This is a genomic window from Flavobacterium sp. 9 (assembly GCF_002754195.1).
In the GTDB taxonomy this organism is placed as follows: domain Bacteria; phylum Bacteroidota; class Bacteroidia; order Flavobacteriales; family Flavobacteriaceae; genus Flavobacterium.
This window is the reverse complement of record NZ_PEEU01000001.1, coordinates 5,525,265-5,547,381: the sequence shown is the minus strand read 5'-3', so window position 1 is coordinate 5,547,381 and position 22,117 is coordinate 5,525,265. Positions and strand designations below refer to the sequence as shown.

The following is a 22,117-nucleotide window of genomic DNA, read 5'->3' as shown; positions in this document are numbered from 1 at the left end:
TTCACGTCTAATTATTCTCCTCGTTTTGCTTCTCTCGCAAGATGATAAAACACCTCATCCATTGTTGCAACATTAAACTGCTTTTTTAAATTCGTTGGCGTATCAAGCGCTTCTACTCTGCCATCAACCATTATCGAAACTCTGTTGCAATATTCGGCTTCGTCCATATAATGCGTTGTCACAAAAATGGTAATTCCGTTTCCAGAGGCTTCATATATTAAATCCCAAAACTGTCTGCGCGTTACGGGATCAACTCCTCCGGTTGGTTCATCCAGAAATACAATTTCGGGTTTATGAATAATCGCCGTCGAAAATGCCAGTTTCTGTTTCCATCCCAACGGAAGCGATCCAACTCGTATATTCGCCTGATCTTCCATCCCTAATTGTTTCAAAAGTGAAGCACTATTCTCTTTAATAGCTTTATCAGAAAGACCATAAATTCCAGCAAAAAATGTAATGTTTTCCTGCACCGTCAAATCATCATACAAAGAGAATTTCTGACTCATATAACCAATGCTTTTCTTTATTTTCTCGGTTTCTTTATAAACATTAAATCCCGCAATTGTAGCTTCTCCAGATGTCGGAATTGATAATCCGCATAACATTCGCATTGCAGTAGTTTTTCCCGCGCCATTTGCACCCAGAAAACCAAAAATTTCTCCTTTTTGCACGTCAAATGTGATGGAATCTACAGCTGTAAAATCTCCAAATCGTTTGGTTAATGCGTTGCATGAAATTACTTTTTCATTCATAATTACTTTGGTTTTAAAACTGTCTTCGCATTTTTAAGATATAGTAACCTCAATTATTGTCATTTCGACAGAGGAGAAATCTTCGCAAGAAACTCCGTAAAGTAAGTTTCCAATCTTTGTCGAGCTACTTGCGGAGATCCCTCGTTCCTCGGGATGACAAAAATGCGCTTACTAACTTTTGGCTTTAGCTCAAAAGCTTAATAAAACTATCTTCAATTGTTACTTCTGCGTCTTTTATATCGATGTTTTTAATTCCTTTACTTTCAAGAAATTTTACTAAATCTTCTTTATCAGGATTTCCTTTGAAAGAAAAATGAGCAAATTCTCCAAATGCATAACTCGCAAGTCGGTTTGGGTAAATTGCTAAAGCTTTCAAAAGCGGATACATTTCGGCAGCTTTTACCGCAAAAAGTGCGTCCGGATAATTGCTAATTATGTTTTTGGGCGTATCGATCGAAAGTATTTTTCCGTCTTGAATCAAGGCAATTCTATCGCAAAGATTGGCTTCATCCATATATGGCGTTGATACAATAATGGTGATTTCCTGTTCTTTTAATTTTTTGAGCATTTCCCAAAATTCCTTTCTCGAAACAGGATCAACGCCTGTTGTAGGTTCATCCAGAAACAACACATTTGGTTTATGGATTAATGCACAGCACAAAGCCAGTTTTTGTTTCATTCCGCCTGATAATTTTCCTGCTCTTCGGGTTTTAAAAGGCTCTATTTGAATGTAAATGTCTTTGATCAAATCATAATTCTCCTCGATCGTGGTTCCGAATAATGTGGCGAAAAAATTAAGATTTTCTTCGACAGTTAAATCCTGATACAACGAGAATTTTCCCGGCATATAACCAATTGTGTTTCTAATTGATTTGAAATCTTTCACCACATCCAAACCACCAACAAAAGCCGAACCTTGATCTGCCAATAAAAGCGTAGTCAAAATTCTGAAAATGCTGGTTTTTCCTGCGCCATCAGGACCAATTAATCCAAAAAGCTCGCCTTTGCTTACAGAAAAAGAAACATCGTTTACAGCAATTTTTTTCTCCTTTCCGTAGGTTTTGACAATATTTTTTACAACAACAGATTCCATTATTTCGAAAGTTTTACTTCGCCATACATTCCAATTTTAAGGTAACCGTCATTTTTAACTCTCACCTTTACGGCATAAACCAAATTGGCACGTTCATCTTTCGTCTGAATTGTTTTTGGCGTAAACTCCGCTTTATCACTAATCCATTCTACAACACCTTCATATTCTTTGTAAGTTTTGTTTGTAGCATCAACAAAAACTTTTACTTTATCATTCAATTTAAGCGTTGGTAATTGATCTCCGGTAATATAAACTCTCAAAATTATGGTCGACAAATCTGCAATTTTATACATAGGTTTGCCAATTGTCGCCATTTCGCCTACTTCTGCATATTTTGTCAATACAGTTCCGTTGGTTTTATTTACGATTTTCGATTTTGACAATTGATCTTTAATTTGACTTATCTGAACTTTTAAAGTCTGCGTTTCGTCATCAATTCCTGTTGTGCTAATATTCAATTGCGTTTGCAAAGCATTAATTTGTTTTTGCAATACGGCAACTTTTGTTGTAGCATCATCAAGCTGTTTTCTCGTTGCGGCATCAGCTTTTACAAGGTTTTGCATGCGTAGCTGATCAATTTTCGCCTGACGCAATTCTTCTCTGTAAACATCTAATTGCGAGTTAATATCCGGTTTTTTACTTTGTGTTGCTTTAATTTGCGCTAATAATTGATCGCGCTTAAGCGAAAGTTGGATCGTATCGATATAACCTACAACCTGATTTTCTTTTAAAGCATTTCCTTCCTCAACCTTCAATTCTTTGATAATTCCACCAGCTTCTGCGGGAATAATAGTTTCTACGGCTTCAAAAGTTCCTGTAGCGTCAAATTCATTTTTGTTGTTCGAACATGATATTGCAAATGCTGCTATTGTTATGAATAATACTCTTTTCATCTTTATAATTAATTACCGGTTATTAATTTTTGTCTGTATTTGGCCAAAAGCAAATCAGTTTCATGGATTATTTTGTTTTGCGTTGCCGTATTTTCTTCGTTTACATCACGCAAATAATCGCTGGAATCGATAACGCCATTTTCTAATTGTGCCAAAGCTGCTTTCTTCACATTATTTCTAAGCATTATGATTTCAGTATCAGAAACCAGATATTCTTCAAGCTTCGTGATTTCGGCATTTTGCTGTTTGACAGATTGATTGGTATTAAAAAGAAAAACTTCCTTATCGACTTCGATTTGTTGCTTATTAATATCGATAATTTGCTTTTGTTTTTTATCCGTATAAAGTCCCGTTAAAGACCAATTAAGTCTAACGCCGCCAATATAATAGCCTTTCCAGCCTTCTTCGAGCATATTCAATCCCGGATTTCCCATACCGCCTTGCACGAAAAAATTGAACTTTGGTAAATTCTGAATTTCAATTGTTTTTTTGCCGATTTCAAGGCTTTCATTTCGATAACTAAAAAGATCCAGTTCAGGACGTTTAATCTCTGTTGAATTTACAATATTTGCAGGAGTTTCTAATTTTGTATCCGAAGTCAATTCTGAATTAATGAAAAGTCCGAGCATGTCTAAATATGACTTTCTATAATTCCGAATCCCAATCGCAATTTGATCTGCTTTTAGATATTCTGCTTTAAGCAAATCAACGCTGCTTCTAAAAGCCGTACCATTTGCAAGCTGAGCTTCAACGGTTTTTATCCCGATATTGATGTCGTTTTTAAGCAAATCATTCTGACGAAGCTGTTCATCAAAAACAAGGATTCCAAAATAAAGTTCAGTAATACGCTGTTTTACCGCATATAAATCGACTTTAAGTTGTTGTTCTGAAACTTTGGTTTGCTTTTCGACAATTTCTTTCTGTTGTTTCAAAGCGCCTCCGTCATAAAGAAGCTGGTTTACTTCGGCGTAAGCCCGATATTGATCATTTTTTAAAATCGGAACTTCTAAACCTGGCAGTCTAACAGGCAATTTTGTAACATCTGACTGATACGTTGCCTGACCAAAAATATCAAACTTCGGATAATATCCTTTCGCAATATTATCAATCGTAAATTCGCTGCTTTTGGCAATTAAATCTCTTTTTTTAGACAATGGATAATTTTCTTCTGCCAATGCATAACAATCTTCGAGTTTTAAAAACTTGCGTTCTTGCTGTGCATAAAACTGAAATACAGGAAAAATAACCAGTACAACAATCAATAACCTTTTCATACTCAATTTTTTAATATTTAATATTTAATATTTCGTTTTAATCATTTGATTAAATTAAATCCAAAAAAATAGCTACGAATCTATCATAGCTTTAAACCATTTTACAATTAAAGTCTTTCTTTCTTCCGTAAAATCGCTTAATTGATTATCTGACATCACTCCGGCTGATTCTAAAACCGGTTTCGCAATAAATGGAAAAATACACATCGACAAAACATTTATAATAAAATGCAACGGATGAATATCGGGTCTTTTTTCTAATAATTGCTTCACAAAATAAGATTCAGTCAATAATTTTCCGGCTTGCATTTTATTCCCAAAATGTTCCGGATTATTCCTGATTTCACTTAAAACAAACAAAGGCAAACCAGGATTTTGAGTCAACATTGTGATATAAGCATCAGCAATTAAGGTTACTTTTTCGTCAAGCGAAGTATGTTCATTATTGACAACTGGTGCAATTACGCCAAACAACTTTGCTACTTTCTCAGCCATTACAAGCTCAAAAAGTTTCTCTTTACTTCTGAAATAATAGTTTAGCAATGCCAGATTAATTCCTGCTTCTTCAGCAATATCACGAGTTCGCGTAGCCGAATATCCCTTTTGTGTAAATACAGTTCGGGCTGCTTCTTTTATTCTTTCCTCAGTGCTTGCGTCTTTGCTTTTTGGTGCCATAATTATTTTATTCTGGGGCAAAGATAAAAATTATTTTTAGAATTAAACAAAAGATTTAATCAAATGATTAATTTTAATAATAAATGAAATAAAAATCCGTTTTCATCTGCGTTTTCGCTTTAGCGAATCAGTAAAATCAGCGTCTAATTTTGACGCGGATAAAAACAGATTTACTTCGTAAAAACGCAGATGAAAACGGATTTTATTTTCTAAAAGCTAACTTAATGGCATTGGGCGCGCCGTAGGTACGCAACAAAACGCTAATCATTGCGTACCTACGATACGCTAAATTTATTTCGATTCGTGTTTTCTACCAATATTTTGTAACTAACGGCACTTTTCAACCTTTGGTTTCTATATATAATTATGTACTTAATAGTTTTCGTTTTTTAGACCTTAATAAATGAATTTTCCTAAACATTATCAATAACGCATAAACACATACCATAATTAAGTAATTAAAAAATAATTAAATCATTTATTTTTTAACATTATATACATCATATTAATATTTTTCTTATCATTGTAGCACAGTATAGTATAGTACTGCATCTTAACTATTTAAAATAAATTATTATGCAAGAAAAAATTACAAAAGAAAAATTTTCGGTTAAAGCATATCTTACCGTCATAGTATTATTATTTGCCTTATGCAGTTCGGCTCAGACTTATGAATTCGAAAATGGCACGCGCACCAATAGCGCCAACATACAAAACTGCGATGCCTGTTCCAACAAAATAGTTGGGAATTTGGGCGGTGACAGCAGTGTTTCGGTAAACGTTTCTGTAGCGACAACTGGCTGGTACAAGCTGCAATTGTTTTATTGCACGGGAGATCCGCGAACAATTCGTTTAACGGCAGGATCAGCAACAGCAATTTCAATTCCGTGTGATCCTAGCGGAGGCTGGAGTACCGCAGCTTCGCAAAACATCAGTGTATATTTAAACAGCGGAACCACTACTCTGCTTTGGGATAACACGAATTCCTGGGCGCCCAATTTAGACAAGTTTGTTTTGACACCAATGGCGGCGTCAACAACTCAAACGGTGAATTTTGGAACAAATAACAGTGTGGTTTACAATTTAACCAACAAAACGTATAACGTAAAATTTAATGGCGCTACAGTAATTACTAATGCATCTGCTTATGCGTCTAGCGATCAACAATATGTGAGCAGTAATTTTGCTTCAGCGGTTTATTCTACAGAATCTTTTACGGATAATATTGGAAGCGGCACGAAGCATATTTTCACTTTAAGTGGAAATTATACGTTGGGAATGCAACAGATTTTCTACACTTATACCAACAAAAATTACCTTGCCGTTCAGGTTGTCCTTACGGGAAATGGTTCTAATTGCTACAAAATGTCACCTTTGACGAGTAATCAGGTTACACCAAACTTTGGTACGGGAGATACCAGAGCAGTTTTTGTACCTTATGATAATGATGCTTGGGTTCGTTATAATGCTTATCCGCTTAATGCTGCAGATTTTACAGCATCTGAGATTACTAATATTTACAATAATACGAACCGAAAAGGATTGGTTATTGGTTCTCTTGAACACACAAAATGGAAAACGGGAATTACGGTAAATGGCGGCGGAACCTCATCTGCCTACGTTTCAGTTATTGCAGGATGGACAAAAAAGGAAGTTACAAGAGATACTCGTGGTCATGGCTGGGTAAATGTTGGTCAAACAAGTTGTCCTTCGCCTAAAGTAATTATAAATGCAAATGACGATTGGCGAACTGGTTTCGAAGAATTTGCTCAGGCAAATGCGGCGCTTCAACCTAAATATATTTTCGACTGGACAGCACCAAAACCAATGGGTTGGAATAGTTGGGGCGCAATGCAGACTTCTATTAATTTAACAAAGGTTAATGCCGTTGTAGACTTTTTTAAGAATGATTGTCCGGCTTTCAAAACCGAAGACAATACTTTATTCATAGATCTTGATTCGTATTGGGATAATATGTCTGATGCACAACTGGCACAATTTGTTACTTATGCCAAAAGCAAAGGTTTTAAAGCCGGTATTTATTGGGCTCCGTTTGTAGATTGGGGAAAATACAATCGTCAGGTCGAAGGCAGTTCGTACAACTACAATCAATGTTGGACTACCGTTAATGGTGCTCCTTTTGAATTGGATGGCGCTTATGCAATGGACCCAACAAGTCCGGGAACTAAGGCCAGAATACATTATTTTATCAATCGTTTTAAAGCCGCTGGTTTTGAAATGGTAAAAGTCGACTTTTTGACGCACGCCAGTATCGAAGCTGATAGTTTTGTGAATTATCAATTGCATACAGGAATGGAGGCTTATCAGGAAGGAATGAAATATTTAGTAGACGAAATTAATGGTACAATGTTAGTCGAAGCTGCGATATCGCCTAATATTGCGACGGGACCTTATGTACATATGCGCCGTATTGCCTGCGATGCTTACAGCAGTATTGGCGATAGCGATTATACGCTTAACAGCACGACTTATGGCTGGTGGCAAAATCAAATTTATGATTATCTGGATGCGGATCACGTTGTGTTTGGAACTGTTACTGCGGGAGAAAATCGTGCTAGACTTTTAGGCAGTATTGTAACAGGAACGATTACAAGTGGTGATGATTTCTCTGTTGCAGGCGCGTGGAAAGCAAAAGCACAATCACTTTTACAAAATAATGATGTTATGAATGTTGCCCGCGCTGATATTCAATTCCGCCCTGCAGATGGAAATACAGGTTATAATGCTGCCAATGTTTTTTCGGCTACAAAAAACGGCGTTACTTATGTTGCTGTGTTTAATTATAGCAATGCTGCAGTAACCAACAATGTCAATTTAAGCCGTCTTGGTTTAGGCTCGGGAAATTATACAGTTAAAGAATTGTATTCTGGTACAACTAGTACATCGCAAGGAACTTTGAGTGTTCAATTGCCTCAGGCTGATGCTGCTTTGTATGCAATTTCGGTGGCAACAAATTTAAGTACACCAAATTATTTTAAAACTGCGGCGACCAATTATGTGTTTCCAAATCCTGCATCAAGTACTTTCAGAATAAAATTTGATCATACTATAAATGGTCCTGTTGCGCTTTCTATGTACGATATAGCCGGAAAAGAAGTTTGGAAAACTACTATTATTGCCGAAGACATGATTACTTCTGAAGTTCCTGTAAATGGTCTTTCAAAAGGAGTTTATATGATAAAAGCTTCAACAGAAGGGAATTCGGTACAAAACTTTAAATTCGTTAAAAATTAAATTTTACAATTTGCCCTTAATTATAACCTTAAAATCCCATTCGCTTCTGTGAATGGGATTTTTTTATTTTGAACACGAATTTCACTAATTGCCACTAATTAGTTTGTGAAATTAATTTCACAAACTAAGCAAATCCTTCGAATTTGTAAAAATTAGTGATACTTGTGTTTAAAATTGATTCAGAATATCTGCTCCGGAATAACATTTTAATAGTTTTTTTTATGACTCTTCTAAACTAGATATAACGATTGATTATATTCTCAAAAAACTCTTGTTTTCCGCTTTGTAATTCCAATTCACCGTTTTCGATTGCAATCGTGTACAAATCTTTAAAATTCAGTTTGCCTTGCTCAAATTGTTTTCCTTTTCCGCTATCAAAAGAACTGTAACGTTGTTTTCTTAAATTTTCATATGGTGATGAAGTAATAATTTTATCCGCTGTTAATAAAGCTCTTGCAAAAACATCTGCGCCACCAATATGAGCCAGAAAAATATCCTCCATATCTGTAGAGTTTCTTCTAATTTTTGAATCAAAATTTACGCCACCGCCATTAACTCCACCAGCTTTAAGAAAAACCAACATCGCTTCTGTAACATCCTGAATATTATTTGGAAACTGAGACGTGTCCCAGCCATTCTGATTATCTCCTCTGTTAGCATCAATACTTCCTAACATCCCTGACATCGCCGCTACATCAAGCTCATGCTGAAAAGTATGCTGTGCTAATGTTGCGTGGTTTACTTCTATATTTATTTTAAAATCTTTCTCTAAACCATGTTGACGCAGGAAACCAATTGTCGTGGCGCAATCAAAATCATATTGATGTTTAGAAGGTTCCATAGGTTTTGGTTCGATTAAGAAATTCCCTTTAAAACCTTGTCCTCGTGCATAATCTCTTGCCTTGCACAAAAACGTTCCCATATGATCCAGTTCGCGTTTCATGTCTGTATTTAATAAGCTCAAATAACCTTCACGCGCACCCCAAAAAACATAATTTTCGCCTTCAAGTGCAATAGTCACATCCATCGCTAATTTTACCTGAGCCGCAGCTCTGGCAACTACTTTAAAATCCGGATTTGTAGCAGCTCCGTTCATATATCTTGGATTCGAAAAACAATTGGCAGCTCCCCAAAGTACTTTAATTCCTGAGACAGCTTGTTTTTCTTTTAAATAATCTGTCATGGTTGCCAATCGCAATTCAGACTGGGTAAAAGTTTGTCCTTCCTGAACCAAATCGTGATCGTGAAAGCAATAATAACCAAATCCCATTTTGCTTATAAATTCAAAAGCGGCATCGGCACGATTTTTTGCAGCCTGAATAGGCTCTCTTAATTCATTCCAGGCAAGAGTCTGAGTTGATTGTCCAAAAATATCTGATCCTGCACCTCCGAAACTGTACCAATAAGATATCGCAAATTTAAAATGTTCACGCATAGTTTTGCCTGCAACAATTTGATCAGGATTGTAATATCTGAAAGCCAAAGGATTGTCTGAATCCTTTCCTTCAAAATTGATTTTACCAATTCCTTTATAATACTCTTTGTCTCCTAAAACTACCATTTTTCTTGCTTTATTATTAACCTAATTTTCTTTTCTAAGCCTTGCTATATCAGGATCCAAATATATAGTTTAAATGACCATTTGAAAATAAAAAAACGTTTGAATTCTTACTTTAGAGTAGATTTTTGTTATAAAAGAATAACCTACTGAAAACTAATCTAATGACCCTACATTTCCGGTTCTGGTTAATACTCCCCAACTCTGACTTTCTCCTTTTATGGCTCTTCTGATAGCTCTGAACAATATCACATACATCAATTGACGATACACAAATCGCTGCGGAATAAGCCATATTAGTTTGCTTAATCGCTCTTTTTCGAAGACAAAAGCAATTACACTTACTAACATATCGACAAGCATAAATACCAGATAATAAATAGCGATTTTATGAAGACTATCCGGATCGTTATGATTCCATATTAAACTTAGAATCAAAATTAAATCTGCCAATGGAGCAAATATTGGAAGCAGAATCTGAAATATCAGCACATTTGGCAGCGAAATCATTCCCAAACCTTTATATTTTGGATTAAAGCAAGCGTCTCGATTTTTCCAGAATGCCTGCATAATTCCATAGCTCCAACGAAAACGCTGCTTCATAAACTCGTTCAAAGTTTCAGGAGCTTCTGTAACCGCAACTGCTTCAACACAATTGACGATACGATAATTGTTTCGCAAAATTCTAATGGTCAAATCACAATCTTCGGCAAGAGTATCTGTTGTAAAACCTCCAGCAATTTCTATCGCTTCTTTTCTAAAAGCTCCAATAGCGCCCGGCACTACTGTAATTCCATTAACTAAATCAAAAGCTCGCCTGTCAAAGTTTTGCGCGGTTGTATATTCGATACTTTGCCATCTTGCCAACATCGTATTTTCGTTACCCACTTTTACATTTCCGGCAACGGCACCAACTTGTTGATTGTTTTTTGAATTGCAGCCTGAAACACTTCATTAATTGCGAAAGTGCATCGGTTTTTAATTGTGTATCGGCATCAATACAAACCACAAAATCACTGTTTGTAATGGAAATTCCGTAGTTAAGAGCAGAAGCTTTTCCGCCATTCACTTTGGTGTGAACTTTTACAATATGATGATTTTTATATTCTAAATCGACTTTAGAAAAAGTGCTGTCTTTTGAGCCATCATCAACAAAAATAATATCGAAACTAGGATAATCTTGTCGCAGCAAATTCTGAATTGTTTTTACAGCATTTACTTCTTCATTATACGCCGGAACAATAATACTTACTTTAGGATAATTTTCTCCTTCTGTAGTATAGGATAAAGGATGTTTGTGGTCTTTCCATTTCTTGTAAAAAGCCATGATTGCCATCAACAAAATACGAAAGAATCCCAACAGAATTGCAATCCAGAAAACAGCCGTAATAAAATGTCCAAACCAATATCCCAAACCAAAAATAATGTTATCAATCGTCATTAAGTTTCCTTTGGCTTTAGGCATAATTTCGTTTTTATTTTTTCCTAATAACTTAGAAACAGTCGTAAACTGAACGCCTTTATCTTTAAAATATTTAATAATTCGCGGTAAAGCTTCTACAGTTTGTTGCCTGTTTCCGCCCGCATCATGAAGCAAAATTATCCCTTTGCTTGGATCTTCTTCATATTCTCGAATGACTCTGGCATAAATACTATCCGCAATAATGCCTTTTTCCCAATCGTTGGGATCGATACTTTCGCCAACCGTATAATAATTCTGAGCTTTACTCAACGCAACAGGTCTAAGTTCAGCTTCAGTTGTAGGTTCAGCATCTGCATTGTAGGGCGCTCTAAAAAGTACGGTACTTCTGCCAGTAACCGCTTCGATCAACAAACGCGTGGTTTCCATTTCTGCCGAAGCTCGTTCTTTACTTACCAATGCAATATTTGGATGAGTAAAAGTATGATTCCCTATTTCGTGTCCTTCCGTATAAATTCGCTGTAAAAGCGGAATATTATTCTCGCCCTGAAGTCCCACAACAAAAAAGGTTGCAGGCACATTTTCACGCTTCAAAATATCCAGAATTTGCGGTGTATAAGTTGGATCCGGACCATCATCAAAAGTTAAAACAACCTCATTATGTACATTTCCAAACTTGCTGATTACATATTTTGTTGGCAATTCAAGATAACTTTCCTCAGTTATAATCGATTCTTTCGGATCTGTTTGAAGTTTAATTTTTCCCGGCTGAGGATCTGTCAAAACATTCAGAATTTCGCCTTCTCCAATATAATCCGGCGTCGAAAAAATCATGTGTACTTTTTCTAAAGTTCTAAAATCGAACGCATTTTTTGTAACACTTTCGTTCGTTAAACTTCTATTATAATAATGCCACAATCTGCCGTCTTCGCTGCCTAATCGCCATAATGCGGTTCCGGCAGTTCCGTATTCATCTGCAAAACGAATGGTATTAAAATTGGTCGCTGCATCTGTAAAATAAACCTGATGCTTGTTCCCTCTTCCGTCTTTATAGCTAAAAGAATTGTTGTAAGTATTATTGTCAAAAGTAATCGTTGCGCCATATTGTTTTGCGAGCGATAATGCTTCATCGTAAGTAACCGTTATTGCCTCTTTGTTTTGCTCCCAATCATAACCATATCCTGCAAAACAGAGAATAATTTTGTTCGATGGAATTTCTTTCGCAATCTGATCAAGAATTCTTTCTGTCCATTTCTGGCTGCTTATTGCGCCCGGAACACTTCCTGCATAATGTTCATCATATGCCATCAAAAACATATAATCATTGTACTTTGCCAATGCTTTTATATTAAAATCGCCATTGTCAGCCATGATATCCTGCGTGACGATAAAGCCTTGTGCATGCAATTTTTCGTAAAGTTCCTTCTGAAAAGCGATAATTGGTTCATCACTAGTTTCCTTAAATTCTTCAAAATCAATATTAATTCCCTGAAGTTTATATTGCTTCAGATTCTTTACAATATCATTTATAAGTCTTTCTCTTTTTACATTGTCATGCAGAATTCGGTGTACCAAATCACCATCAAAATCTCCACCTTTTGCGTCATTAATATTGTTGATTATTGGAATAATTTTGATTCCGGCCTTTTTCATAATCTTCGAAGCTGCCGTGTCAATTTCTGTCCGAAGCAAATCAGTTTTAGGATCTATAAAAAACCATTCGGGAATCACCATATTGAGTTTATCAATATTTTTTTGAAGCGAAAACAAACTCTGCGGATCCCAATCTACATAAAAAGCAGCACGGATTTCCTGAAGATCAACTGCCTGATTTTGTTTTTTCAGCTCTTCCATTTTTGATTTTGATCTCAAAAAACTATCAAAACCTTTGTATTTTCTAAGGTCTTTTGCACTAAGCTCCTGCGGAATAGTTGGACTCAATAATTTTTGTGTCGAAGGATCATTACCCAAAATTGGCAAAACAGGTTTTAAACCTCTTTGCAAAGTGATAATAAAGACCGGAATTAACATTAATAAGAAAAAAATAATCAATCGCGTTGACCATTGAAAAGTTCGCCAGCGCAATTTTGTTTCCGTCTGAAATACTTGTTTTTTATCTTCCATAATCTTCTGAAAATTGATGTATAAATGTACACCAAAATTTTTATTCTATTAATTCATTTCCGATGTATTAACAAGTTTTTACGTTGTAAATATAAATTCTGATTCCAATTCATATTGAAACACCAATTTTCCTTATATAATTCTTAATTCGCTGACTTTTAAAGAATCAAGCCTCTTAAATAACAAATAATTGTGGTATTTTTATAATAAAGTAAATAAGTAAGCTTATTATGACAGAAGCAAAAGACACGAATACCAAACTAAACTTTTTCAAAAAAATAGTGTTTAATTTCTTTTCGAAAAAGGGTAAATTATTAGGTCAGATTGTCTTGACGCTTATTTTTTTTCTAATTGCTTTTTGGTTTATAAAACAAGAACGAACCGAACTTTATCAAATCAAAAACAGCATTACAGAAGCAAATCCTTTATGGATATTAATTGGTTTCTTAGTCACGCTTTCTTATATCTTTCTACAAGGATTAATGTATGTCGTTTCGTTTTCGGCAATTGGCGCCAAAATCACTTTGAAAGATGCTACAAATTTGTTTCTGAAACGTAATTTTATCAGTGTATTTATTCCTGCTGGCGGTATTACCTCGCTTCTATTTTTTACCGAACCTTTGCTAAAGAAAGGCGTAACCAAAACAGACGTTCATTTAGCCTCAGCAATTTATGGTTTTACAGGTATTCTTTCCGTAATTCTTTTTGCAATACCGTTGTTTCTTTTTTCTCTTCTAAAAGGAGATATTGGTTATAACGAATGGTTGGTTTTTGGTCTTGTAATCGTCATTATTCCGTTGTTTTTTCTATTGTTTAATTCGGTACTTCAAAAGGGAAAACTCTATAGATTTATTTTGAGAAATTTTCCTAAAATAGAACCGTTTTTACTTGACTTACAAGAACACAAAATAAACAGAATTGGCTTTTTCAAAATAGTATTATGTTCCGTAATAATTGATGCCGTTGGAATCTTGCACATTTACATTGCCATGAAAGCGCTTCAATTTGAGTCGTCGCTTTTTGCCGCAACAATGGCTTATGTTGTTGCAGTTATTTTCCTGATTATATCTCCATTTTTAAGAGGTTTGGGCGCAGTCGAAGTTTCTATGGGATATATTTTAATTCGCTACGGTTTTGATAATATGCAAGCCGTTGCAATCACTTTATTTTATCGTTTTTTTGAATTCTGGCTTCCATTATTTGCAGGCATTATTCTTTTTGTTTCCAAAATTCAGAAGCTTCTATTACGTGTTATTCCCGCCTTGCTTTTGCTGATTCTTGGTATTGTCAATATTATTTCCGTTCTCACACCCGCAATCCATAGCAGATTGCATATTCTTAAAAGTTTCCTCCCAATTGAAGCTATAAGCACCTCAAATTATCTGGTATTCACAACCGGATTATTTCTATTGGTTACTTCGGCATTTATGCTAAAAGGGCTCCGAATGGCGTGGTGGTTTGCGGTGCTTTTATCTGTAATTTCTTTGATAGGAAATCTAACCAAAGCAATTGATTTTGAAGAATCTACTATCGCACTTTTAGTACTTTTTGTTTTAATCGCTACGAGAAAAGAATATTATATCAAAACAAATCCAAAGCTTGGTCTTATTGGTTTACAAACTTCATTATTAAGTATTTTAGCCGTTCTAATTTATGGTGTTCTTGGTTTTTATTTCTTTGATAAAAAACATTTTAATATCGATTTTAGTTTAGGAGAATCGATTCGATATACGCTTCAGAATTATTTCTTGATTGGCAGCGAAAATCTGAATCCAAATGGAACTTTTGCGACACATTTTCTAATTTCGCTCAAGATTAGCGGATTCCTTTCTTTCGGCTTTTTAATCTATACTTTGGTAAAACCTTCAATCTTAAAAAATACTCCAACAGACGAGGAAAAAGAGATTGCAAATAATTTAATGCAGCAATACGGAAACTCAAGTCTGGGTTATTTTAAAACCTATTTTGATAAATCATTCTTTATTTCGAAAAGCAAAAATGCCTTTATTTCGTATCGATTAGCGGGAAATTTTGCCGTTGCTTTAGAAAATCCTGTTGGAAGTTCTATCGAAGAAATCAAACTTTGCATTCTTGAATTTGATAAATTCTGTTACGATTTTGGGCTTAGAAGTATTTATTACCGAATTCCTGAAACAAGTCTGAAAACCTACACTGATATTGGCAAAAAATACTTCTTTCTCGGGCAAGCTGCGGTTGTTGATCTTGGAGAATTTCATTTGGAAGGGCAAAATCGGAAATCATTGCGAAATGGCTTAAAAAAGATTACAGATCTTGGTTTGCAATCTATTGTAAATGAACCCCCAATAAAAGATGGATTATTGCAGCAAATTAAAGCTGTTAGCGATCAATGGCTTCAGGAAACTTCGAGAAAAGAAATCCTTTTTTCGCAGGGAATTTTTCTGTGGGAAGAACTCAAACAACAAACCATTATTACGGTCGAAAACGGCGAAGGAAAAATTCTTGCTTTCATAAATATTATTCCCGATTATGCAAAAAATGAAAGTACTTATGATTTAATCCGAAAAACTGATGATGCGCCAAATGGCATTATGGACTTTATTATGGTCGCGCTTTTTAATTATCTTAAATCAAAAGACATTACTTATGTTGATCTTGGTCTGGCTCCAATGAGCGGAATCGAAAATCCGCAAACCATACAGGAAAAATCAATGAAATATGCGTACGAAAAAGTAAAATCATTTTCTCATTATAAAGGTTTACGCAACTTCAAAGACAAATTTTCTCCTTCGTGGCACAATCAATATATTGTTTTTGAAGATGATTATGATTTAATTCAAATACCTAGAATTTTATCTAAAGTCATAAAACCTTAGCTCTAAAATAACTTTATTTCTTCGAAAGAGAATTCTCTAAATCAGAGAATGTGTAATCTGTAATAAACAATTTCGTTTCCTATATTTTTGCTTTTTTTGGGATAGGCAGAAAAATATTATTTTTTTATAAAAAGTGTTTTATAAATTACCTACTGCATATAATGATAATAATTTAAAGCCCTTTAACCAAAAATAGATTCTGGTTTTTAGATATTGGCTTTTCTATTTCTACAATATAAAAAAAGCGATCCAATATAGATCGCTTTTATTTATTCCTATAATGACAAATTTAAATCGGTAAGGATTTTAAATGTTGTAAAGTTTTTTTTGCAAGTTCAATTTTCTCTGTAAACAAATTTCTCCCATTTATCTCATTAGCAACTTCAGAAATCTTTTTCTTAGTCTCGCTCGACATAGAAATTATGTTTACTTCCTTCAGTGTTTTACTATCTTTTCTCATAACCACTTTATTTAATTGATTATTAATACATACGAAATCAATTATTGTACAAAATTATCTATTTTTTCTTGTAAACTAGTATCGCAATGTACTTATTTTTTGGAAGATACTGAACAAAGTCTCTTTCCTTTTCATCCAGACCAAAAAAGATATAATCCTTTGAAAGTTCTTTAAAATATTTGTCTACAAAGTAAGTGTAAGTTCTTATTCTTCTGTTTTTGTTTTTACAAGTTACAGAACATTTTTTAGAACATGATTTTTTACACTCTACTACAAATAAATCTGAACTATCACTACCTTGAACGTATATGGGAAATCCTGGATTATCATTAAAAAATCTAGGTACAGTACTTAAGACTGTATTAAATACATTCCACATATCACCATTATTACTATTTTCTTTATCAGAAATGCTTTGAACTTCAGAATTATAATCTCCAAAACCTAAATTATAAATAGTTGCACCACTTTGAGTTTCAAAAGCCGAGTATTGAACTGCTTTAATAATTTTTTTATTCCCTGTACTTTCAAAAAGATACTGTACGATAGAATTTTCTATTGATAAGTTCGTTTCATAAATATCAATATTATTCATAAATTTTTTCTTACAATATTATTGAAATTTTCTATGAATTATATCATAATGCAGTATCAATTGCTTTTATTTTTATAGTCAACTCATAAACAACACATTACTAAGTTTGTTTATTTATGTGTTAACAAAATAACCATTATATAGAATACTTGTTCTTATTTATTCTGAAAATTAAGACTTTTACTAATGATACTATTTACTCTGTATCTATTGAAAATGATAAAAAGAATACTAATAAAAACAATTAATGATATATTTGCTGCTCCAAGCAATAATTGGCTTTTTACGGCATATAAATTCACAAATCCATAACTAAATACTGAACTTACCATATAAGTTGCTCCACCGGTTAAACCGCTTGCTACGCCGGCATTTTTAGAAAATAAACTTAGACAATATCCATAAATCGTATTGAAAATGAAACCTCCACAGATATTTATTCCCATTGTAAAACCTACCAAAGTATAAATATTACTAATCATTGGAGCCGTAGAAATCATAAGCAATACCAAAACAGCTTGCAAAGAAACAGCTATAGTTACTTTTTTGCCCAAAGGTTTATGAATAAGTGATTTCGAAATAATTCCGCCTGTCATTACAGATAAACCAGACAATAAAGAACTGTAACCAGTTGTAACAGCCGAATATCCTAAAACACGTTCTACAATAAACGGACTTGACAAATTGAAAATAACAACCAGACCAAAACAAATACCCAGAATTACGATTCCTAATGTAAAATCAGGCGTTTTGATCATTCCTGCATAAGTTTGTGCAATGCTTTTTAATTTAAAAGGATGAAAATATTTTAAAGATTCTCCACTATAAAGAAGTTCTAAAATCAGAAATAACAATGATAATCCGCCAAGAAAATAAAAGTTAGATCTCCAGCCAAATATATTTTGCAAATATCCTCCTAAAAACGGCGCCATAATTGGCGCACACGCCCAAATAATTGAGAATAAACTAATGTAACTTTTTAGCTTATCACCCGAAAAAAGGTCTACAAAATAAGCTCGTTTTGCGATCACAATAAATGCAATGGCGATTCCCTGGATAATTCGCATGGCATATATTACATAAATATCCGGCACAATGGCAATAACAAAACTGGTTAAAGAAAATACCGCAAGTGAAACAATACTGATCTTAAAACGTCCGAAACTATCGAGTATGCTTCCTATAAATATCTGACTGACACCCAAACTAAACATAAAAAACACGAGTGAAAGCTGAATGGCTGAAGCAGAAACATTCAGGTCTTTTGCCATTGCAGGAAGTGACGGCAAATAAATATCGGTTGCAAAACCAGATAAAGGAATTAGGGCAAGGGCTAAAAAGGTACTAAAGCCTTTATGATTTTCTTTTAAATTTCTCATTTTCAAAAAATTAATTATTAATAAATAGACCGATCGGTCTAAAAATGATTAAAAAAAAACTACAAAACGTAGCTTTCAAATTCAGTTTTGATACTATCCAGGATAATATTCATTTGTTCATTATTATTCAATATTTCACGACATAAAATCGCGCCTTCGATCATCGCAAAAACTTTTATGGCAAAATGTTCGGGTTTTATATTTGAGGATAATTCGTTGTTTGCAACACCATTTTCGATAATGGTTGAAAATCTTTTTTGAGCAGAATGAATCGATTTTTTCACATATTCTTTAATAACCGGATTGGTGTCGTCTGCTTCTACTCCAAAATTCAAAATCGGACAACCTCCAACGGTATTTTTATCGTCTCCGTAAGCTTCAAGCAGGTTTGTAAATTTGGCTTTAGCCGAAATTCCCTTAGCGACAGCAGCGTCTAATTTAGCTGCTAATTGTGATCTTAGATATAAAAATGACTCGGTACAGATTTCTTCTTTATTCTCAAAATTGCCATATATACCGCCTTTCGCCAGCTTTGTAGCTTCCATAATATCGCTCAACGAAGTACCGGCCATTCCTTTTTTATTAATAATAGGTGCCGATGTCTCGATAATAAATTGTCTGGTACGTTCTGCTTTACTCATGACTTTAAATTTAACGGGACAAAGATAAGACCGATCGGTCTAAATAAACAAATATTTTAACTTTTTTTTAATTCTAAAGAAAATCTGGTCTTCAAATAATGACTTCATTTCAAATCATTGTAAACAAAAAAACTCATCAGATTATGATGAGTTTTAAATTGAAAATATATAGTAAATAAGATATTACCAGCCTTTTACCGCTCCGCCTTTAAACTCGCGAACAGCTGCTTGCTCTACTTCTGCAGATTGAAAAGCTTTTACAAATTGCTGTATTTTCTCTTCTTTTTTATTGTCTTCACGACTTACGATAAGATTTACATAAGGTGAGTCTTTATCTTCAACAAACAAAGCGTCACGCGCAGGAACTAATCCCGCTTGAGAAGCAAATGTATTGTTAATAATTGCAATCGTTACATTTTGATCGTCTAAAGCTCTCGGCAATTGTGGCGCTTCAAGTTCTAAAATCTTAAGGTTTTTAGGATTTTCTACGATATCAGTTACTTTAGGCAATAAACCAACATTTGGACGCAATTTCAACAATCCGTTTTTTTGCAAAAGCAACAAAGAACGTCCTCCGTTTGTTGGATCATTTGGAATAATAATTGTGCTTTCGTTTTTCAATTCCGAAAGGTTTTTGATTTTCTTAGAATAAGCTGCAATTGGGTAAATGAAAGTTTTTGCGATAATTGCTAACTTATATCCACGTTGTTTTGATTGCTCATCAAGATAAGGTTTGTGCTGAAAAGCATTTGCATCAATATCTCCCTGACTCAAAGCTTCATTTGGAATTACGTAATCGTTAAACGAAACCAATTCTACGTCTAAGCCATATTTGTCTTTGGCTACTTTTTGCGCTGCTTGTGCCACAGCATATTCCGGTCCTGCAGCAACACCAACTTTTATATGATGCGGATCGTCGTTTTTACTTTTTCCGCAATTAGCCAATGATAATGACAAGGCTATAATTCCGGCTGCTTTTAAAAAATTTAGTTTAGTATTCATTCTTTTATTTTTATAATTAATTATAATCTATTCTCTGTGTGTGTTTTAATTTATTTTTATCTGTTCACTGTGTGTATTTTACCGCAAAGTGCGCAAAGATTTTCGCAAAGGTCACTAAGATTTGATTGTGTAAACACAATTTCAAGTTCGCAAAGCTTTGCGTTCTTTGTGTACTTTGTGTTTTTTTTACCGCAGAGTTCGCTAAGATTTTCGCAAAGGTCACTAAGATTTGATTGTGTAAACACAATTTCAAGTTCGCAAAGCTTTGCGTTCTTTGTGTTTTTAACAAACTTAGAAAAGTAAAACCTTTGCGTACTTTGCGGTAAAATCTCACCGGTAAAATCTCAAAGTTATTCTCCTAGTTTTTTTAATTTTTAATTCTCAATTTTTAATTGAAACCTATCTATGATCAAATCGTTTTGATAAAAAATCACCCACAAACTGTATCAAAAACACCAATATTACAAGCAATGCCAAAACCGAATTCATCGTCACAGCATCATATCCAATATAACCATATTGATATCCAACTTGTCCTAAACCGCCTGCTCCAACGGCTCCACCCATTGCCGAATATCCTACAAGTGTGATCAACGTGATTGACGCTGCGTTTATTAATGACGGCAAAGCTTCCGGAAGCAACACTTTATACACAATTTGAAATGGAGTTGCCCCCAAAGCTCTTGCAGCTTCAATTAATCCGGCAGGCAAACCTAATAGACTATTTTCTACAAGTCGCGCTATAAATGGCGCTGCTCCAATACTTAACGGAACCAATGCAGCACTAACACCAATCGAGGTCCCTACAAGTGCACGTGTAAACGGAATCATCCAAACGATCAAAATAATGAAAGGTATTGAACGAAAAATATTAACCAAAACTGATAAAGTTCTATTTAAAACCGGTTGTTCTAAAATTTGATTTTTTCTAGTTAGAAAAAGCAAAATTCCTGTTGGAAGTCCCAGCGCAAAGCCAAAAAAACCAGAGACAAATGTCATAACGATAGTTTCCCAAGTGCCTTTTAATAATAATTCAAAAATGGATTCAGACATAACCTATGATTTCAGTTTTAATATGTTTAGAAATAAAATATTGGATTGCAGCTTCGTAATTTTCACGTTTACCGGACAATTCGATCAGCATAACTCCGAAATTAACGTCTCCGGCCTGATCCATTTGTGCACTCACAATTTTAAAATTAGTGTCGAATAATCTCGAAACTTCAGAGATAACAGGTTCATTTACTGATTTCCCAGTCATTTCAAGTCTTAATAAAGGACTTAAACCTTCGCCGTCTTCCTTTTGAAGTTTTTCCTGATAAACCGTAGGAATATCAAGATGTAAGGATGACGAAATAAATTCTTTTGTCAATTCATGCTTTGGATCTGCAAAAATTTCACCAACACTTCCCTGCTCTATTAGTTTTCCGTGACTGATTACCGCAACTTCATCACAAATAGATTTTACAACTTCCATTTGATGTGTGATCAGTAAAATGGTAATATTAAGACGGCGATTGATGTCTTTTAATAGATTTAAAATAGATCTTGTTGTCGCCGGATCCAATGCACTCGTCGCTTCATCGCATAATAGCACTTTTGGATTATTGGCTAATGTTCTTGCGATTGCAACTCTTTGTTTTTGACCACCAGAAAGACTTGCAGGATAATCGTTTGCTTTTTCGGCCAAACCTACTAATTGCAATAATTCTAAAACACGAGTTTTGATTTCTGATTTTGAAACTCCAACAAGTTCTAATGGAAAAGCAACATTCTCAAAAACAGTTCTGGATGAAAGCAGATTAAAATGCTGAAAAATCATTCCAATTTGCCTTCTTTCAATTGCAAGCTGCGCATTTGACAGTTGTATTAGCGATTTTCCATCTACTATAATTTCTCCCGAAGTTGGTCTTTCTAATAAGTTTACACATCGAATTAATGTGCTTTTTCCTGCTCCGGAAGTTCCTATTACACCAAAGATTTTCCCTGGAGGAACTTTTAATGAAACATCTGATAAAGCCGAAACAATTCGGTTTTTCTGATGGAAATTTTTAGTTACATTTTTTAATTCAATCATTTTTTTATTCAGGTTTATTTTGGGCAATAAAATGTTTCATTGCTTTAGAATTTGATAAATTTTA

General features: G+C 34.3%; 17 protein-coding genes. 2 read left to right on the top strand and 15 right to left on the bottom strand.

What is annotated here, in order from left to right:
* Nucleotides 1-11: 11 nt before the first annotated feature.
* From CLU81_RS23205 to CLU81_RS23185, 5 genes are all read right to left on the bottom strand, one after another.
* The gene (locus tag CLU81_RS23205) at nt 12-752 is read right to left on the bottom strand and encodes an ABC transporter ATP-binding protein (protein ID WP_099711994.1); all 741 of its coding nucleotides are present in this window, start codon (nt 750-752) and stop codon (nt 12-14) included.
* 184 nt (nt 753-936) lie between these two features.
* A complete protein-coding gene (locus CLU81_RS23200; protein ID WP_099711993.1) occupies nt 937-1,845 on the bottom strand; it encodes an ABC transporter ATP-binding protein in 909 nt (302 codons plus the stop codon).
* On the bottom strand, nt 1,845-2,738 hold the full coding sequence (locus CLU81_RS23195) for an HlyD family secretion protein (RefSeq protein WP_233209754.1): 894 nt from the start codon (nt 2,736-2,738) through the stop codon (nt 1,845-1,847). The genes CLU81_RS23200 and CLU81_RS23195 overlap by 1 nt, the downstream gene beginning before the upstream one ends.
* A gap of 8 nt (nt 2,739-2,746) precedes the next feature.
* Nucleotides 2,747-4,012, bottom strand: a complete 1,266-nt coding sequence (locus tag CLU81_RS23190) for a TolC family protein (RefSeq protein WP_099711991.1) — start codon at nt 4,010-4,012, stop codon at nt 2,747-2,749.
* Nucleotides 4,013-4,084: 72 nt separating this feature from the next.
* A complete protein-coding gene (locus CLU81_RS23185) occupies nt 4,085-4,687 on the bottom strand; it encodes a TetR/AcrR family transcriptional regulator (protein WP_099711990.1) in 603 nt (200 codons plus the stop codon).
* 576 nt (nt 4,688-5,263) lie between these two features.
* Here CLU81_RS23185 and CLU81_RS23180 point away from each other — a divergent pair.
* A complete protein-coding gene (locus CLU81_RS23180) occupies nt 5,264-7,942 on the top strand; it encodes a T9SS type A sorting domain-containing protein (protein WP_099711989.1) in 2,679 nt (892 codons plus the stop codon).
* A 235-nt stretch (nt 7,943-8,177) separates the two neighbouring features.
* Here CLU81_RS23180 and xylA read toward each other — a convergent pair whose 3' ends face one another.
* The 3 genes from xylA to CLU81_RS23170 form a co-directional block, all read right to left on the bottom strand.
* Nucleotides 8,178-9,503, bottom strand: a complete 1,326-nt coding sequence (xylA, locus tag CLU81_RS23175; RefSeq protein WP_099711988.1) for a xylose isomerase — start codon at nt 9,501-9,503, stop codon at nt 8,178-8,180.
* Nucleotides 9,504-9,656: 153 nt separating this feature from the next.
* Complete coding sequence (locus CLU81_RS27260; protein WP_255410532.1) at nt 9,657-10,388, bottom strand: glycosyltransferase; 732 nt, start codon at nt 10,386-10,388, stop codon at nt 9,657-9,659.
* Nucleotides 10,381-13,044, bottom strand: a complete 2,664-nt coding sequence (locus CLU81_RS23170; protein ID WP_255410531.1) for a polysaccharide deacetylase family protein — start codon at nt 13,042-13,044, stop codon at nt 10,381-10,383. The genes CLU81_RS27260 and CLU81_RS23170 overlap by 8 nt, the downstream gene beginning before the upstream one ends.
* 230 nt (nt 13,045-13,274) lie before the next feature.
* On the opposite strand from CLU81_RS23170, the gene CLU81_RS23165 reads away from it, so the two are divergent.
* Nucleotides 13,275-15,899 (top strand): phosphatidylglycerol lysyltransferase domain-containing protein, encoded by a 2,625-nt coding sequence (locus tag CLU81_RS23165; protein ID WP_099711987.1) that lies wholly within the window; start codon nt 13,275-13,277, stop codon nt 15,897-15,899.
* Between the two features lie 289 nt (nt 15,900-16,188).
* On the opposite strand, the gene CLU81_RS26885 is transcribed toward CLU81_RS23165, so the two are convergent.
* From CLU81_RS26885 to metN, 7 genes are all read right to left on the bottom strand, one after another.
* Complete coding sequence (locus CLU81_RS26885; RefSeq protein ID WP_158235358.1) at nt 16,189-16,359, bottom strand: hypothetical protein; 171 nt, start codon at nt 16,357-16,359, stop codon at nt 16,189-16,191.
* 58 nt (nt 16,360-16,417) lie between these two features.
* The gene (locus CLU81_RS23160) at nt 16,418-16,954 is read right to left on the bottom strand and encodes a hypothetical protein (RefSeq protein WP_233209753.1); all 537 of its coding nucleotides are present in this window, start codon (nt 16,952-16,954) and stop codon (nt 16,418-16,420) included.
* Nucleotides 16,955-17,109: 155 nt separating this feature from the next.
* Nucleotides 17,110-18,333, bottom strand: a complete 1,224-nt coding sequence (locus CLU81_RS23155) for an MFS transporter (RefSeq protein WP_099711986.1) — start codon at nt 18,331-18,333, stop codon at nt 17,110-17,112.
* Between the two features lie 59 nt (nt 18,334-18,392).
* Nucleotides 18,393-18,974, bottom strand: a complete 582-nt coding sequence (locus CLU81_RS23150) for a TetR/AcrR family transcriptional regulator (protein ID WP_099711985.1) — start codon at nt 18,972-18,974, stop codon at nt 18,393-18,395.
* A gap of 183 nt (nt 18,975-19,157) precedes the next feature.
* Entirely contained in the window at nt 19,158-19,976 is an 819-nt protein-coding gene (metQ, locus tag CLU81_RS23145; protein WP_099711984.1) for a methionine ABC transporter substrate-binding lipoprotein MetQ, read from the bottom strand.
* 399 nt (nt 19,977-20,375) lie between these two features.
* Nucleotides 20,376-21,029, bottom strand: coding sequence for a methionine ABC transporter permease MetI (locus CLU81_RS23140; RefSeq protein WP_099711983.1), 654 nt, complete (start codon nt 21,027-21,029; stop codon nt 20,376-20,378).
* Nucleotides 21,022-22,053, bottom strand: a complete 1,032-nt coding sequence (gene metN / locus CLU81_RS23135; RefSeq protein WP_099711982.1) for a methionine ABC transporter ATP-binding protein MetN — start codon at nt 22,051-22,053, stop codon at nt 21,022-21,024. Before metN ends, CLU81_RS23140 begins: the two co-directional genes overlap by 8 nt.
* Nucleotides 22,054-22,117 lie beyond the last annotated feature (64 nt).

Coding starts and splice junctions, on each gene's coding strand:
- CLU81_RS23205 (WP_099711994.1), bottom strand. CDS start 752: ATGAATGAAAAAGTAATTTCATGCAACGCATTAACCAAACGATTTGGA.
- CLU81_RS23200 (WP_099711993.1), bottom strand. CDS start 1,845: ATGGAATCTGTTGTTGTAAAAAATATTGTCAAAACCTACGGAAAGGAG.
- CLU81_RS23195 (WP_233209754.1), bottom strand. CDS start 2,738: ATGAAAAGAGTATTATTCATAACAATAGCAGCATTTGCAATATCATGT.
- CLU81_RS23190 (WP_099711991.1), bottom strand. CDS start 4,012: ATGAAAAGGTTATTGATTGTTGTACTGGTTATTTTTCCTGTATTTCAG.
- CLU81_RS23185 (WP_099711990.1), bottom strand. CDS start 4,687: ATGGCACCAAAAAGCAAAGACGCAAGCACTGAGGAAAGAATAAAAGAA.
- CLU81_RS23180 (WP_099711989.1), top strand. CDS start 5,264: ATGCAAGAAAAAATTACAAAAGAAAAATTTTCGGTTAAAGCATATCTT.
- xylA (WP_099711988.1), bottom strand. CDS start 9,503: ATGGTAGTTTTAGGAGACAAAGAGTATTATAAAGGAATTGGTAAAATC.
- CLU81_RS23170 (WP_255410531.1), bottom strand. CDS start 13,044: ATGGAAGATAAAAAACAAGTATTTCAGACGGAAACAAAATTGCGCTGG.
- CLU81_RS23165 (WP_099711987.1), top strand. CDS start 13,275: ATGACAGAAGCAAAAGACACGAATACCAAACTAAACTTTTTCAAAAAA.
- CLU81_RS26885 (WP_158235358.1), bottom strand. CDS start 16,359: ATGAGAAAAGATAGTAAAACACTGAAGGAAGTAAACATAATTTCTATG.
- CLU81_RS23160 (WP_233209753.1), bottom strand. CDS start 16,954: ATGAATAATATTGATATTTATGAAACGAACTTATCAATAGAAAATTCT.
- CLU81_RS23155 (WP_099711986.1), bottom strand. CDS start 18,333: ATGAGAAATTTAAAAGAAAATCATAAAGGCTTTAGTACCTTTTTAGCC.
- CLU81_RS23150 (WP_099711985.1), bottom strand. CDS start 18,974: ATGAGTAAAGCAGAACGTACCAGACAATTTATTATCGAGACATCGGCA.
- metQ (WP_099711984.1), bottom strand. CDS start 19,976: ATGAATACTAAACTAAATTTTTTAAAAGCAGCCGGAATTATAGCCTTG.
- CLU81_RS23140 (WP_099711983.1), bottom strand. CDS start 21,029: ATGTCTGAATCCATTTTTGAATTATTATTAAAAGGCACTTGGGAAACT.
- metN (WP_099711982.1), bottom strand. CDS start 22,053: ATGATTGAATTAAAAAATGTAACTAAAAATTTCCATCAGAAAAACCGA.